The sequence below is a fragment of the Convivina intestini genome (assembly GCF_003096575.1).
Lineage (GTDB): Bacteria > Bacillota > Bacilli > Lactobacillales > Lactobacillaceae > Convivina > Convivina intestini.
On record NZ_QEKT01000001.1, the window covers coordinates 391,376 to 405,196 of the forward strand.

At 42.9% G+C, this 13,821-nt stretch carries 15 protein-coding genes; 5 read left to right on the forward strand and 10 right to left on the reverse strand.

The window, feature by feature from the left end:
• Positions 1 to 9: 9 nt before the first annotated feature.
• From pyrR to C7384_RS01855, 3 genes are read right to left on the reverse strand one after another with little or no spacing between them, the layout of a single operon-like run.
• On the reverse strand, positions 10 to 537 hold the full coding sequence (pyrR, locus tag C7384_RS01845) for a bifunctional pyr operon transcriptional regulator/uracil phosphoribosyltransferase PyrR (protein WP_089937869.1): 528 nt from the start codon (positions 535 to 537) through the stop codon (positions 10 to 12).
• Between the two features lie 4 nt (positions 538 to 541).
• Complete coding sequence (locus C7384_RS01850; protein ID WP_089937871.1) at positions 542 to 1,489, reverse strand: RluA family pseudouridine synthase; 948 nt, start codon at positions 1,487 to 1,489, stop codon at positions 542 to 544.
• Complete coding sequence (locus C7384_RS01855; RefSeq protein ID WP_089937873.1) at positions 1,476 to 1,865, reverse strand: EbsA family protein; 390 nt, start codon at positions 1,863 to 1,865, stop codon at positions 1,476 to 1,478. Before C7384_RS01855 ends, C7384_RS01850 begins: the two co-directional genes overlap by 14 nt.
• A gap of 108 nt (positions 1,866 to 1,973) precedes the next feature.
• Between C7384_RS01855 and C7384_RS01860 the strand changes: the two genes are divergently transcribed.
• Positions 1,974 to 2,363, forward strand: coding sequence for a ribonuclease HI family protein (locus C7384_RS01860; protein ID WP_089937875.1), 390 nt, complete (start codon positions 1,974 to 1,976; stop codon positions 2,361 to 2,363).
• An 8-nt stretch (positions 2,364 to 2,371) separates the two neighbouring features.
• On the opposite strand, the gene C7384_RS01865 is transcribed toward C7384_RS01860, so the two are convergent.
• Both C7384_RS01865 and C7384_RS01870 read right to left on the reverse strand, forming a co-directional pair.
• On the reverse strand, positions 2,372 to 2,890 hold the full coding sequence (locus C7384_RS01865; protein ID WP_176760684.1) for a GNAT family N-acetyltransferase: 519 nt from the start codon (positions 2,888 to 2,890) through the stop codon (positions 2,372 to 2,374).
• A gap of 139 nt (positions 2,891 to 3,029) precedes the next feature.
• On the reverse strand, positions 3,030 to 4,163 hold the full coding sequence (locus C7384_RS01870) for a THUMP domain-containing class I SAM-dependent RNA methyltransferase (RefSeq protein ID WP_089937877.1): 1,134 nt from the start codon (positions 4,161 to 4,163) through the stop codon (positions 3,030 to 3,032).
• 61 nt (positions 4,164 to 4,224) lie between these two features.
• On the opposite strand from C7384_RS01870, the gene C7384_RS01875 reads away from it, so the two are divergent.
• Positions 4,225 to 4,473, forward strand: a complete 249-nt coding sequence (locus C7384_RS01875) for a hypothetical protein (protein WP_133240775.1) — start codon at positions 4,225 to 4,227, stop codon at positions 4,471 to 4,473.
• 3 nt (positions 4,474 to 4,476) lie between these two features.
• On the opposite strand, the gene C7384_RS01880 is transcribed toward C7384_RS01875, so the two are convergent.
• From C7384_RS01880 to C7384_RS01900, 5 genes are all read right to left on the reverse strand, one after another.
• Positions 4,477 to 5,181: a DnaD domain-containing protein gene (locus C7384_RS01880; protein WP_089937882.1), complete on the reverse strand. Its 705-nt coding sequence runs from the start codon at positions 5,179 to 5,181 to the stop codon at positions 4,477 to 4,479.
• A 71-nt stretch (positions 5,182 to 5,252) separates the two neighbouring features.
• Positions 5,253 to 6,563: an asparagine--tRNA ligase gene (gene asnS, locus C7384_RS01885; protein ID WP_089937884.1), complete on the reverse strand. Its 1,311-nt coding sequence runs from the start codon at positions 6,561 to 6,563 to the stop codon at positions 5,253 to 5,255.
• Positions 6,564 to 6,595: 32 nt separating this feature from the next.
• Positions 6,596 to 7,783: a pyridoxal phosphate-dependent aminotransferase gene (locus C7384_RS01890; protein WP_089937886.1), complete on the reverse strand. Its 1,188-nt coding sequence runs from the start codon at positions 7,781 to 7,783 to the stop codon at positions 6,596 to 6,598.
• Between the two features lie 13 nt (positions 7,784 to 7,796).
• Positions 7,797 to 8,321 (reverse strand): cell wall elongation regulator TseB-like domain-containing protein, encoded by a 525-nt coding sequence (locus C7384_RS01895; RefSeq protein ID WP_243400693.1) that lies wholly within the window; start codon positions 8,319 to 8,321, stop codon positions 7,797 to 7,799.
• 93 nt (positions 8,322 to 8,414) lie between these two features.
• Positions 8,415 to 10,784, reverse strand: coding sequence for an exonuclease domain-containing protein (locus C7384_RS01900; RefSeq protein WP_089937890.1), 2,370 nt, complete (start codon positions 10,782 to 10,784; stop codon positions 8,415 to 8,417).
• Positions 10,785 to 10,914: 130 nt separating this feature from the next.
• Here C7384_RS01900 and mvk point away from each other — a divergent pair, with 130 nt between their 5' ends.
• The 3 genes from mvk to C7384_RS01915 are packed head-to-tail and all read left to right on the forward strand — an operon-like array spanning position 10,915 to position 13,815.
• Entirely contained in the window at positions 10,915 to 11,844 is a 930-nt protein-coding gene (gene mvk / locus C7384_RS01905; protein WP_089937892.1) for a mevalonate kinase, read from the forward strand.
• Positions 11,841 to 12,794, forward strand: a complete 954-nt coding sequence (mvaD, locus tag C7384_RS01910; protein ID WP_089937894.1) for a diphosphomevalonate decarboxylase — start codon at positions 11,841 to 11,843, stop codon at positions 12,792 to 12,794. Before mvk ends, mvaD begins: the two co-directional genes overlap by 4 nt.
• Entirely contained in the window at positions 12,784 to 13,815 is a 1,032-nt protein-coding gene (locus tag C7384_RS01915) for a phosphomevalonate kinase (protein ID WP_089937895.1), read from the forward strand. Before mvaD ends, C7384_RS01915 begins: the two co-directional genes overlap by 11 nt.
• The last annotated feature ends 6 nt before the right edge of the window (positions 13,816 to 13,821 follow it).

Here is a 13,821-nt window from a genome sequence, read left to right on the forward strand (position 1 = left end):
CTTGGGAGATTAGTGGATAATTTCTACCGCATCTTTCCCATCAATTTCTTCCACCGAAACTTGAATTTTTTCATTTTGAGCTGTTGGAATATTTTTACCAACAAAATCAGCCCGAATCGGCAGTTCCCGGTGCCCACGATCGACTAACACTGCCAAAGAAATCGATTTGGGGCGGCCAATATGAATGAGGGCATCTAAAGCCGCGCGAATCGTGCGCCCGGTAAAGAGGACATCATCAACCAAAACAATGTTTTTATCGACAATGTTAATTGAATCCTTTTCATCCAAGCCTAAATGATCACCATGAGCCAAAACATCATCACGATAATTGGTGACATCAATGGCCATGACTGGAATCGTTTCTTTTTCCAATTGCTCTAATCGATTGGCAATCCGATGAGCTAGGTATTCACCACGCGTTTTAATGCCGACTAAAACCAAGCCCTGACCACCCTTATTTCGCTCTAAAATTTCGTAAGTGATTCGAGTCAAAGCTCGCTGTAAAGAGGCTGAGTCTAAAACAACTTTATTAGCCATGGTGTTAATACTCCTTGTTTAAATTATCTTTAGTCCTAATAACTGGTTCTAATTTTGCTAAAACATCTGTAAAATAGGACGGCAAATCACTGGTAAAAGTCAGCTCCTGGCCAGTACTTGGTTGCGTTAACGAAAGCGTTTTAGCATGTAAGAGCTGTCCTTTTTGACCTAGGTTGGTTACCAGACTACCCTTGCCATAGAGCGGGTCACCGACCACTGGATGACCGATGTAGGCCAAGTGGACGCGAATTTGGTGGGTTCGTCCGGTTTCTAAGCGTAATTCCAATAAAGTATAGCCAGGATAGCGTTCTTTGACCTTAAAATGCGTCAAAGCCTCGCGTCCCTGCGCTAGCACTGCTTGTTTTTTACGATCTACCGGATGACGGCCAATCGGCGCATCAATTTGGCCCTCATCTTCATCAAATTCACCCTGTACTAAGGCGTAGTAAAGCCGAGTGTTTTTGTGGGCCTTAAGTTGCTCTGATAAGGCCTGATGAGCATGATCATTTTTAGCAACCATTAGAAGACCGCTTGTATCACGATCAATTCGGTGCACAATTCCCGGTCGAAACTCACCATTAATTGAAGAAAGGGGCGCATGGTGTAATAAAGCATTAACTAGGGTGCCATCCGGATGTCCGGGAGCAGGATGAACGACCATCCCCCGAGGCTTATTAACCACTAATAAATCATCATCTTCATACACGATATCTAGGGCAATATCTTGTGGCACTAGCTCACTAGCGACTGGTTGTGGTGGATTAATGCTAATTTTATCCCCAGCTTGCACTTTGTAAGAGCTCTTAACGGCCTTGCCATTTACCAATACATGCTTTTTTTGAATTAAACTAGCTACTTGAGAACGAGAGTACTCTTGATCTAGTTGAGCTAACACTGCGTCTAATCGACCAGTTTGCTGATCATCAATCACAAACTGCTTATTTTCTGTCATCTTGCTTTATTTCCTTTAATTTGCGAGCCATGTGCTTACTAATCCAATAAGTCTGTAACCGACTGCCAGATTGAATGCTCAGACGGCGTCCGTCTAGCTGCCAATATAAACCACTGTCCAAATTATATTCAGCGTAAGTTCGCCGTAAAGCATACCCCATAAACAATTGACTACCAGTTAGATAGAGACGGTGACGAGCAAAGGCAAAGATGCCAGTAGCCACTAAAATAATTAAGTAGATTGTCAGCCATAGGGGCATTTGGTACATTCTCTCGGAGGAAATAATGACCCCTAACATCGTCAAAATTGCCCACCACATCCATAATATTTGATTCCAAGAATCAAGTGGTTGATAAAAGCCAGTTGTCGGACCCATTTCATGCTCCTTACCATATTTAAAATCACTCCTATTTTACCATGAAATTTAACCAAAGCTTGGCAAGACTAACCGGCCAGCCCTATAATAACTTGCAAGGAGTAATAAATGTTAATTAAAATTCACTTTGATGCTGCCCGCCACCCCCGCACGGGCCAGTCAGCAGCGGGATGTTTATTAGTCATCAATGGCCAACAAGAACAATTAAAAACGCCCCTCCCGCTTACCGATGACAACCATCAGGCTGAGTTTTTAGCCGCGATTTGGGCTCTATCCAACCTACCGGCTGGCAATCATCAGTTACATCTCTATTCGGACTCAAAACTACTGGTCGATGCCCTCAATAAAAACTATGCCAAACATTATCAAATTTATGTGGATCGCCTGCATACCATTTTAGCCGCTCATTCGCTCGTGTTAATTGATTGGGTCAGCGAAAAACAAAATCAAGGCCCCCACTACTTGGCCTTACAAGCATTAAAAAAAGCAGATCAATGATCTGCTTTTTAATCTTGAATTAAGAGTTGGTAGGCCCAACGGGCAGTGCTGATATTAGTTCCTTCTTGCATGTGGACTGTCCCCCGCTTTTCAAAACCATTATTAGTAATGACCTTTTGCATTGGTAAATTACCAGGATGGGTATCAATCCGAAAGTCACGAGCGCCTTGGGCATAGAAATAAGAAATCAAAGCAGTCATAAAGCGTGGTGCTAACCGCTGACCACGGTACTTATCTGACATAGCTACTCGATGAAGGCTGGCATAGTCATGGCCATCAACGAGCCAATTACCATCTTCTAGGGCAGTGTATAGTGGGTCTTCGCCTTCAAAAGCGGCTGCATAACCAGCTACTTGATCATCAACAACGAGTACAAAAGCCTGATGATGATCCATATCCTTTTGAACAGTATCAATATTTGGGTATTCTCCCTGCCATTGGTCTAATCCCTGTTCTTTTAGATAATTCTTCGCCCCTTGTAGAATTTCTACAATCGAGGCCATATCACGGGCTTTTGCCCGCCGCATATAAACTACTGGCATTGACTTGATTTGCATACCACAGTCAGTGGTATACATCTCCTTTCTATGTTTTCACAAAGTGTAATTTTAACATAATCTACCCAAAAACCAAATAAAAAACGAGGTAATTACCCCGTTTTTATCATTATTTAACCCGCTTACCCCAATACTGATAATAATCAACTCGCAAGGAGCCATTATAGAGTTTACGTTTTTTAGTTGCTTTTTGACCAAAAGATTTTTCAAAATCTAAATCACTAGTCAAAATATACTTACTCCAACTAGGGTATTGGGCATATAAAGTACCCATTTGACGATATAACTCCCGGGCTGCTTCTAACTCACCCAAACGCTCTCCATAAGGCGGATTAGATACTAGGACCCCATTGACTTGGTCCGTTTTCCAATCTTTAGCGGCTAGTTGAGCAAAGTGGATATCTTGTCCCAGGCCAGCATGCTTGGCATTTTCCTGGGCAATGGCAACCATATTTTCATCGATGTCATAGCCGGTAATATTTAATTCCCGGTCATAGTCAGCCTGGGCTTCAGCTTCATCACGAACTTGGTCGGACAAATTGGTATCAAACCAGTCCATTTGTTCAATTGAAAAGGAACGAATTAGACCAGGCGCAATATTACGGCCAATCAAAGCCGCTTCAATGGCCAAAGTACCCGAACCAGTCGTGGGATCAACAAAGGGACGATCTGGGTGCCAATTAGTCAGTAAAACCAAAGCCGCCGCGAAGTTTTCCTTCAGTGGCGCACCACCCTTATTCACACGATAACCACGTTTAAAAAGTGAATCCCCCGTCGTATCTAAGGTTAAAATTACGTGATCTTTTTCAATCATCACTTCTAGCTGAGCAAAGAAACCGTTTTCTGGTAAACGGGTCCGGACATGGTATTCCTCTTGCAACTTTGCTACAATCGCCTTTTTAGTAATCGACTGAACATCGGGTACACTAAATAGGGTTGATTTATGCGAACGCCCGGCCACCGGAAAGGCACTGTCATAGTTCAAATAGTCTTGCCAATTGAGAGCTTTAACTCCTTCAAATAATTCTTCGAAAGTTTTAGCTTCAAACTCGCCGACAATAATTTTAATCCGATCAGCCGTCCGCAACCAAATATTGCTGCGCAAAATATCAGCCTGAGTTCCCTCAAAACGAACACGATAATTTTCCACCTGGGCATCATAGCCAAGCTGACGCAACTCTTTACCGACCAATGCTTCCACGCCGGCAGCGGCAGTTGCCATAAGATGATAACTTTTTACCATAATTTTCCTTTATAATTAATACACTATGCAATTAAGTCAATTTGAAGCTTTAACTCAATATATGGATTTAAAAACTCCAATTTATCTTAAATATCCGGCCAGTGACCCCAATGGTAATCCCGTTAGTCAACTTAAATTTGCTGCTAATCATCGGGATTTACTGTTGGTAATTGGCTCAAAACCACTGTCGTTAGGACAATTAATGGCCCAGACAGCCCAGGTGAGCCATCAAGCGCTGCTATTGCGCCCCAACGGGCAGTCAATTTTAGGTTTCCAGTTAGATAAGCACTACTATATCTACTTAAATTAAAAACTACATATCCTCAATTTTACCACTTGGTATCTTAAACTGAGGAGCTTGATTTGACGATGTAATAGCTGTCTTTGAGGGCGCGTAGTTAACTGCCCGCCGTTTAACTTTAGCCATCTGCACTGCCTGAGGTGAGGTCAAATTTTCTCGTTGCCAATTAGCCAAAATAGCCTCAATATAGCGCAAAGAACGGGCATTGTTGGCGATGGCTTCTTGAATAGCCAGCAACATCATATTGGGATCAAAATGATCCTGATCAAACCAATGACCCACAGTTTGCATTTCCATCGGCGAGAGCATCCGGCCAAATTCTTGTTCCAAGGTTTGCAAGATTTGACGACGACTGCTGGCTCCAGTTGAAAGCGTAGTCGCTTCAACCTCACTATCTGCTACGGCCTTGCCAGCAATTAATTTATTCAACATCGGGGTAAAATCGTAACTTTCCGTTTGCCGATTGCGACCTTGAATTTGGACCAATTGGCGTTTAAGGAGACTTTTAATCCGATCAATAATACTTTGACTGGTCACCTGCATAATCCGCGCCAGAACCTCTGGTGTGGCCTGGTCGCCACTATCTTGTAATCGTTGAATTTCTAAGTATAGGACCAAATCATCGTTATCCAAACCTAATTGACGATAGTGGAGTAGCAAATCATTGCTAATACTGGTATGTCCGGCTTTTAAATATCGTTGTAGATTAGCTTCCATATGAGCCTCCCTTCACTCTAACATAATAAAAACGTTCAAGTCCTAGCAACCTGAACGCTTTTTTATTCCCCTTAAGGTCGGATGCGGTGCATCATCCGTGGGAACGGAATCGCTTCTCGAATATGATCTTCTCCAGTAACAAAAGTCACCATCCGCTCCAAACCTAAACCAAAGCCAGAATGCGGCACCGAACCATACTTACGCAAATCCAAATACCAGCCGTATTCGTCTAAGCTCAACCCCTCTTCTTCAATTCGGGCCTTAAGATAATCATAATCGGTATCACGTTCTGATCCACCAATGATTTCCCCATAACCTTCAGGTGCCAACAAATCCGCACAGATGACAACATCATCACGACTTGGGTGGCGCTTCATGTAAAAGGCCTTGATTTCCTTCGGGTAGTTAGTAATAAAGACCGGCTTTGAGAAGTGGTTAGCTAGGAAAGTTTCTTCCGGTGAACCAAAGTCAACACCCCATTGGACGTCAAAGTCATTATCTTGTAACAACTGAATGGCATCATCGTAGGATACCCGTGGGAATGGTAATTGTGTATAAGAGCGTAATAAGTCCTTATCGCGCTTTAACAAATCCAATTCCTGATCATTTTGTTCCAAAACCTTATTAATCAAAAAGGCAATGTAGCGTTCTTGCAGTGCCAAACTGGCCTCTTGATCCATAAAGGCCATTTCAGGTTCGACCATCCAAAATTCAGTCAAATGACGGCGTGTTTTTGATTTTTCCGCCCGAAAGGCCGGTCCAAAGGTAAAGACCTTGCCAAAGGCCATGGCCCCAGCTTCAGCGTATAACTGACCAGTTTGCGATAGAAAGGCTGATTGACCAAAATAATCAGTTTCAAATAATTCGGTCGTCCCTTCGGGTGCTGAACCAGTCAACAAGGGGGCATCTAATTTAATGAATCCCTCTTGGTTGAAAAATTCATAGGTAGCCGCAATCAAGGTATTCCGAATCTTCAGCGTGGCAAACGGCTTGATGTGGCGCAAGTATAAGTGGCGCTCATCAAACAGAAATTCTGTCCCATGTCCCTTTGGTGTAATCGGGTAATCCTGACTAGCACCAATTACTTGGATATCACTAACAGCCATTTCATAGCCAAAAGAAGAGCGGCTATCTTCGTGAATTTCACCAGTCACATATAAGCTTGTTTCTTGTTTTAATTCCTTAGCGGTTTCAAAAACATTTTCAGGTACATCGGCTTTAACAACCACCCCCTGAAAAAAGGCAGTTCCATCGCGTAATTGCAAGAAGGCAATCTTACCGCTACCACGCTTTTGCCGGAGCCAGCCACCAATTCGTACCGTTTGGCCTACATAATCTTTTGCATCAATAATTTGAATGGTTGGAATTTCTGTTTCTGTCATACCTTAGGACTTCAAACGTCCTTTCTCCTATCTTATTTATTATTAAAAAAATTATTTAAACGACTAAGAGCCTGATCCAAAGTAGCCTGATCCTTGGCATAACTAATTCTTAGATAACCAGGCATACCAAATCCTTCACCACTAGGTAAAGCAACATGACTTTGAGTAAGAATCGCTTGCACCAGTTCACTGGTTGACTCAAAGCCCAAATCAGCCATCACCTGAGGATTAATCTGAGGGAAGAGATAAAAGGCTCCCTGCGGTTTAACGGGCAGGTTGAAAAAACTCATTTGCTCTAGCTGCGCATAGGTAGCATTTAAACGCTGCTCAAAAGTTTGACGCATTTCCTCCACACAATCCTGGCTATCCGTTAAAGCAGCCAAGGCGGCATATTGTGATACCGCACTAGGATTAGAAGTCATGTGCCCTAATATTTTATTCATTGCCCCAATAATCCGAGGATCAGCTAAAGTCCAACCAATCCGCCAGCCAGTCATGGAATAGGCTTTAGACACACCATCAACAATAATCATTCGACTATCATTTAACTCTTGGAGTTGCAAACCAGACGTGAAAGTTGCCCCATTGTAAACTAATTGGCCATAGATTTCATCCAAAATCACATAAGTGCCATGTTGATTGGCCCAATTAAGAATACCGGTCAATTCCTGACGGCTGTAAACCTGTCCAGTTGGATTGGTAGGTGAATTCAAAATCAAAACCTTGACCGGATGATCCAATGCCTCTAAATCAGCCAAAGTTAATTTTAAACTTGGGTTATCAGGTAAAATTGAATGAAAATGACCGCCCGCCAATTTGACCTGTTCAACATAAGAAACCCATTGAGGACGAGCAGTGACTACCCAATCTTCTGGATCCAGCAATACCTGCATTAAAACATACAGTGACAGCTTAGCGCCGGTGGTTACCGTAACGTTATCAGCGCCCACCTTACTACCATAACGAAGGTTCATCCGATCGGCAATCGCCGCTTTTAAAGCTGGAATACCACTAACGGCAGTATAAAAACTGGTCTTATTGGCTTGAATGGCTTGAATGGCCGCCTCATCAATATGAGTAGGGGTTGGAAAATCCGGTTCCCCCATACCCAAATTAATCACATCAATTCCCTGCGCTTGCATTTCTTTAGCCTTGCGGCTCACCATTAATGTAGGCGAAGGTGTTACTGCATTAACCCGCTTTGAAAATTGATAATCCATCCCTATGTCCTCCTTAAAGTCCATTGATTACTCGATAGGCCTTACCAGTTTTAAAATCTAATGTCAGGTAATTTAACTGACCGTTATCACCAGTATAGCTAACTTCCCAGACGGGAACACCCTTGAAATAGCTGATATTGGCGGCATAAATTCGTTTGGGCTGATAACGATCATTCAAGAGCTTAGTTACCTGCTGATTAGACATACCGTCACTTCTTGGAAAAGTTCTCACCTTTTGCGAAGACCCCTGCACGATGGCCACCTTTTGCTGCCCTTTGGCGTTTTCACCAACAACTGCATAGGTGGTCTGATCGCGATAATCAACCGTAATTTGGTTTAAATTCACTAAATCAGTTTTTTGGTGCACGATTTTTTCAACTCGACTTTCCGCCGAGCGCATTGGCGCTAAAGCCCAATAAGTGTAACCGGCACCCAGCACTACTAACAGTGCAATAATGGCAACGGCAACAATGATAATTTTGGACCACAACACTCGTTTAGGACGTTGGCCGATCCGCATGTTTTCTCTAAATTGCATAATGGCGTACTCACTTTTCCCTGGCAGGACTTGTCTGTAAAATATTATAGCAAAAAAAGCTAGTCACTTTGACTGGCTTTTTATTTTCACGGGTTAATTCAAGTGAAATTGATAATATTTCACTAAATCAGTTGGAAACTTACGATTGATTTGCAAGCTAGTTGGCAATTCTCGCAAAATTTTACGCGTTAAGGGGCTCAAAATTAAGCCATGCTCAACCCCCTGTAAAGCCGTCAACAAAGGCTGCCAATCATCAGCTTGATCCCAAAAACGAAGATCAGGAATCACCACTACATTAGGCAAAACCGTCTTATGTTGCCACAAGGTTTCCAGGTAGCTAGGTCCGACAATCATCATAAAGCGCCCCTGTTGGTACTGACGCTGTAGCTTTGCTAAAGGAGCCGTTAAATCTTGCGCAACCACGCTATAATCATCCCCATACTGATTACGCAACTTTTGATACCAGTCACTAATTAAATTATCTGTTGGTAAAATAAAGAGTATCGGACCAGTTTGACTCTGTGCCAAAGCCTGTAAATGCGTATTAAACTGTTGATTAGTGGGCACCATGATTGGCAAGGCCATCTCGGCCAAATCTAGCTGACCCTCATACCAGTTTTTAGGGGCAATATCGTCTTGGAAAAAGGTCTTTAAATCAGCTGGTAAAAAGTCATTCATCAAAATTAACCGCCGAATTTGACTGGTAAATTGAGCCTTGCAGAGATTGACTTCATCAATAATAATTTTTAACTTTTGTGTTCCAGCTTCATCGCTGGTCAACTGCGTATCCAATAAAAATTGACGGTGTTTTTGTAAATAATTAATTTTAACCAAGGCTTGGTCTAGTTCAAAATGGCTAAAATCAGGATGAATATTTTCTTTTTGCAAAAACTGGGCCAAATCACTCAAGTGGACTAAGAAATGTTTAATTCGTTTCAAAGCGCCACGAGCCTGTCCCTGTTCGTAGAACTGTTCCAACATATTCTGACAAGTGGCCACCTTACTCTTCAATAATTTTTGAAGGGTAAGGGATTCAAATTCAGCACTTTTTTCAATTAAATGGGCTAGGACTTCACCATAACCAGTCAAGGGCAAACTTAGACCATAATGATGGCGCAATGTTTTACGAAATTCCAATGGATTTTCCAAAATAGCCAACGGCCATTGCATCAAATGGCGTTGCTTTTTTAAACGTTCCGCCAAGGCCCAGTAACTATCAAAACTCATTAAAATTAATTGTGATTTTTTAGCTGCTTGCCAGGCCTGTTGATAAAAGTTTCCCTTCTGATTGCCCCGCACTAAGTCACGAACTTGGCGGTGATTTAAGCCCACCATGATTTCAGTCAGTAAGCCAGTTTTGGTTTGACTCAACCAGACCAGCAAACGGGCCTGCCACAAGAAGCCATGTTCATTCCCCAAAGCTGCCAAACTTTCATGCAAACGTTTGGGGTCAATATATTGATTTGGCTCAAATAACGTTGTGAACTTAAAGGTCGCTAAATCAGGCTGTTGATTAAATCTTTTTAAAATAATTTCTTGTTGCTTGAGCAGATTACGATCCTGGGTAATTAGGAGGGTCGGTTGAATTTTAGTAGAATATAGGGCCAACAAAGAGCCACTGGTCTTGCCCATCTTGGGTCTAGTTACCAAGTTAAAGACGCCGCTTTTTTTACTTTTTAAAAAATCATAAGTTTGATTAATGAGTTGATTTTGACCCGGTCTTAAATCCCGTTCCTCGCCAATCAATTGTGCTTGAGAACGGCTATCATAGGAAAAGGTGGCCTTGGTGGCTGATTTAATCAAATAGTGGCCGGTAGCTGTGGACTGTGATTCCAGCTGTTTAGCCTTACCATTTAAGGCCAAGGTCAAAAAAGCCTGCGTTTGCCGTAAAAGTCCCCAATCATGGGCTTTAAGTTGCGCTTTAACCTTACTCGATAAACCTTCTGCCTTTTGCCAAAGTTTTAACAGGAGCAAGGCCGTCGCCTCGGCATCAGCGCTAGCTCGATGGGCATTTTGCAGTGGTAAGCCCAGATAACGGGTTAAATCAATCAATCGATAACCAGGGGCGGTTGGTAATAGAATTTGGGCCAGCTGAACAGTATCGATTGCTTCTAATTCTAGTTTTGGTAAACCAACCCGCTCAAACTCATTATTTAAGTAGGGATAATCAAAATTAACGTTATGCGCCACAATGACCTGATCGCTCAACAAATTTTGCAAGAGCGGGGCCAGTTCCTCAAAATAAGGCGCATCGGCCACATCTTTGGGCGTGATATGGGTCAATTGTTGAATTGAGCGGTCAATATCATGGGCTGGATTCACAAAGGAATCAAAATGCTCAACGATTTTTCGATTTTTAATGAAGGTAATGCCAATTTGAATTATGCGGCCACCAGCGCTCACACTGGGCTTGGTGGTTTCTAAATCCACAACGGCAAAGGAACCATGCTGATTCATAGCCATTTCCTTTAATCTAAATTCTGATTTTTAATCTTCCTATTAACTACTTATCTTACATTAATAGTCATCACATTAATGTATTTTACACTACTTACCCCAATGCGGTACAATGTAAAAAGTTATGGAGTATGATATGTCCACAGAAAAAGTCGGCGTCGGCTATTCCCACGCCAAAGCAATTTTAATTGGAGACCATGCCGTCGTTTATAATCAACCTGCCGTGGCCATCCCCCTACTAAACATGACCGTTAAGGCCACTTTACTACCTAGTCCAGTCGACCAAATGGTGTACTTATCAGGTTTTAGTGGATCGCTAAATGAATTAGGAGCCGACCTAGAAGGTATTCGCCAGTTAATTATCCGATTACTAGGCCATTTTAATATGGTCAACCAGCCCTTTAGCCTAACGATTGAATCAAATGTCCCCCAAGAGCGCGGATTTGGTGCTTCAGCTGCCCTGGCAACTGCCATTACTGAAGCTTTTTTTGATTATCATCATCAAAGCATTAACGCCGCTGAACTAAGTGTTTATACCAGTATTTCTGAAAACATAGCTCATGGTTCGCCTTCAGGCATTGATGCTGCAGCAGTTAGTTCTAAAGATCCAATTTGGTATGAAAATAAAACCATTGAAACTTTTCAAATGAATCTTTCAGCAACTTTAGTTTTGGCTGATACCGGCGTTCGAGGTCAGACCCTACGGGCGATTGGCATTGTTCGAGATCTCTTAGAGACCAACCACGAGACCAGTTGGGCCGCCATTAATCATCTCGGCGAAATTGCCGGTGAAGTTCGCCAAGATCTATATCATAACCATCCTAAACATTTAGGACAATTATTTACCATGGCTCACCATGAATTACAGTCTCTCAACGTTTCCCATCCCAAGTTAGATAACTTGGTCAATGCTGCCCTTCACAGTGGTGCCCTAGGCGCTAAGCTAACTGGCTCTGGAATCGGCGGGGCCATGTTTGCCCTGGCCAAAGATAATAACGATGCTATTCAAATCGCCAATGCCCTCAGTAAGGCCGGCGCTCAAAATACTTGGATTCAACCTTTATGACAAAAACAACTGCAACAGCCCATACCAACATAGCCCTAATTAAATATTGGGGTAAAAAAGATGCCCAGCTAAATTTACCAACCACTAGTTCACTTTCCCTAACTTTAGATGAATTTTATACAACCACAACGGTTGAAAACAGCAATATTGACCAACTAATTATTAACGGACAAATGGCTGATCCAACTCGGGTGCATCATTTTTTGGACGCCTTGCGGGCTGAATTAGGTGACTTTAGTCCCCTTTTAATTTCCTCACAAAATTATGTGCCCACGGCGGCTGGTTTGGCCTCTTCGGCCTCAGCCTTTGCAGCCTTGACGGCAGCAACTACGCGTCATCTCGGCCTTGATTTACCATTAACAACCCTGTCTCGCTTAGCCCGGCGGGGTTCTGGCTCGGCTACCCGTTCTCTATTTGGTGGCTTTGCCCTATGGCAGGCCGGTACCAATGATCAAACCTCTTACGCCAATGCTTTGCCCACACCCAATATTCCGATTAGTTTACTAGTGGTAGAAATTTCGGGCTTACAGAAGAAAATTTCATCTAGTGAGGGGATGCTACGAGCCATGACCTCACCCAACTATGAGCAGTGGGTTCATGATGCTAACTGGCAAATCACGGCCATGCAAGCCGCATTACAAGCTAGTGATTTGACCCGCGTCGGTCAATTAGCTGAAGATAACGCCCTAGCCATGCATGCCTTGAATTTAAGTGCTAAAGACCGGCGCTTCACCTATTTCACACCTCAGACCATTCAAGTCTTGGACTTAGTCAAAAAGCTCCGTCAAGCTTGCTTAATTGCCTACGCCACTCTAGATGCAGGCCCAAATGTTAAAATCATTACCCACTCTGACCAAGCCGCCTATATTCAAGCCCAGCTCCACCAAGAACTACCTAAATTACGCGTTACGATAGCTCATCCGGGACCAGGGGTAAGCTATGAGCAATAATGGCCACTTTACTGTTCCTGGAAAGCTCTTTTTAGCAGGCGAATATGCCGTTACCAAAGTTGGTAATCCAGCTCTGATTGCAGCTGTCCAAAAGGGCTTACACATTACGATTGTTGCCCAAGACAATTACAGTCAAATTGACTCCGACACCATACCAAATCCACTGGTATTTGACATTAACCAAGCGATTCAAGCAAGTAATTCAAGCTGGTGTTACGTAGCGGCCACTTTGCGATTAGTCTTGGCCTACTGTAAACGGGCTGGTTTGACAGCTCCTTGGCCCAATTTTAAATTAACAATTAAAAGCGACATGGTTTTAGATGGACAAAAGTTAGGGTTGGGTTCTTCAGCGGCCATTACCGTTGGAATTGTCCGCGCCTTAAATTGCTTCTTTAAATTAGATTTACCCCTTTTGACCCAATTTAAATTAGCAGCTTTGGCCCATCTTCAAGTTCAAGGCAATGGTTCTTTAGGCGATGTGGCCGCCATTACCTATGGTGGTGTAATCGCCTATCAAAGGCCTCAAATTACGACTATAATGCCTGCTCAAGATATTGACTTAGTGGATCAACCTTGGCCAGATTTAAAAATTACCCCCTTAATTTGGCCAACCAACTGGCAGCTACTCTTAGGAGCAACTGGCCAGGCCGCTGATACAAAAAAGGCCTTAGAAAAAAATCGCTTAATGGCTAGCTTTTACCAGGATAGTCAGGCCATTATGGAGCGATTATTACATGCAGTCCAGGCCGGTGACTATACCGGCTTAAGGCATAGTTTAAATGCTAACCAAGACCTACTCATCAGTAATTTACCACCAGCCTACCTTACACCTAAATTACACATTTTCTTGGCTAGTTTGGAACAACAGACCTGTGCCGGTAAAATTTCAGGAGCAGGTTTTGGAGATAACGGCTTTGCCATCCTCAATCGTCTTGAACAAAAACAAGACCTTGAATCAGTCTGGCAGGCAGCCGGAATTCAGTGTCAGTTGCTAACAATAGCGCCAACTAGAACAGTTTGACGGAGA

What these genes read in the sequence shown, in the direction of transcription:
- pyrR (WP_089937869.1), bottom strand. Translation starts at nt 537, where the DNA reads ATGGCTAATAAAGTTGTTTTAGACTCAGCCTCTTTACAGCGAGCTTTG.
- C7384_RS01850 (WP_089937871.1), bottom strand. Translation starts at nt 1,489, where the DNA reads ATGACAGAAAATAAGCAGTTTGTGATTGATGATCAGCAAACTGGTCGA.
- C7384_RS01855 (WP_089937873.1), bottom strand. Translation starts at nt 1,865, where the DNA reads ATGGGTCCGACAACTGGCTTTTATCAACCACTTGATTCTTGGAATCAA.
- C7384_RS01860 (WP_089937875.1), top strand. Translation starts at nt 1,974, where the DNA reads ATGTTAATTAAAATTCACTTTGATGCTGCCCGCCACCCCCGCACGGGC.
- C7384_RS01865 (WP_176760684.1), bottom strand. Translation starts at nt 2,890, where the DNA reads ATGCGGCGGGCAAAAGCCCGTGATATGGCCTCGATTGTAGAAATTCTA.
- C7384_RS01870 (WP_089937877.1), bottom strand. Translation starts at nt 4,163, where the DNA reads ATGGTAAAAAGTTATCATCTTATGGCAACTGCCGCTGCCGGCGTGGAA.
- C7384_RS01875 (WP_133240775.1), top strand. Translation starts at nt 4,225, where the DNA reads ATGGATTTAAAAACTCCAATTTATCTTAAATATCCGGCCAGTGACCCC.
- C7384_RS01880 (WP_089937882.1), bottom strand. Translation starts at nt 5,181, where the DNA reads ATGGAAGCTAATCTACAACGATATTTAAAAGCCGGACATACCAGTATT.
- asnS (WP_089937884.1), bottom strand. Translation starts at nt 6,563, where the DNA reads ATGACAGAAACAGAAATTCCAACCATTCAAATTATTGATGCAAAAGAT.
- C7384_RS01890 (WP_089937886.1), bottom strand. Translation starts at nt 7,783, where the DNA reads ATGGATTATCAATTTTCAAAGCGGGTTAATGCAGTAACACCTTCGCCT.
- C7384_RS01895 (WP_243400693.1), bottom strand. Translation starts at nt 8,321, where the DNA reads ATGCAATTTAGAGAAAACATGCGGATCGGCCAACGTCCTAAACGAGTG.
- C7384_RS01900 (WP_089937890.1), bottom strand. Translation starts at nt 10,784, where the DNA reads ATGGCTATGAATCAGCATGGTTCCTTTGCCGTTGTGGATTTAGAAACC.
- mvk (WP_089937892.1), top strand. Translation starts at nt 10,915, where the DNA reads ATGTCCACAGAAAAAGTCGGCGTCGGCTATTCCCACGCCAAAGCAATT.
- mvaD (WP_089937894.1), top strand. Translation starts at nt 11,841, where the DNA reads ATGACAAAAACAACTGCAACAGCCCATACCAACATAGCCCTAATTAAA.
- C7384_RS01915 (WP_089937895.1), top strand. Translation starts at nt 12,784, where the DNA reads ATGAGCAATAATGGCCACTTTACTGTTCCTGGAAAGCTCTTTTTAGCA.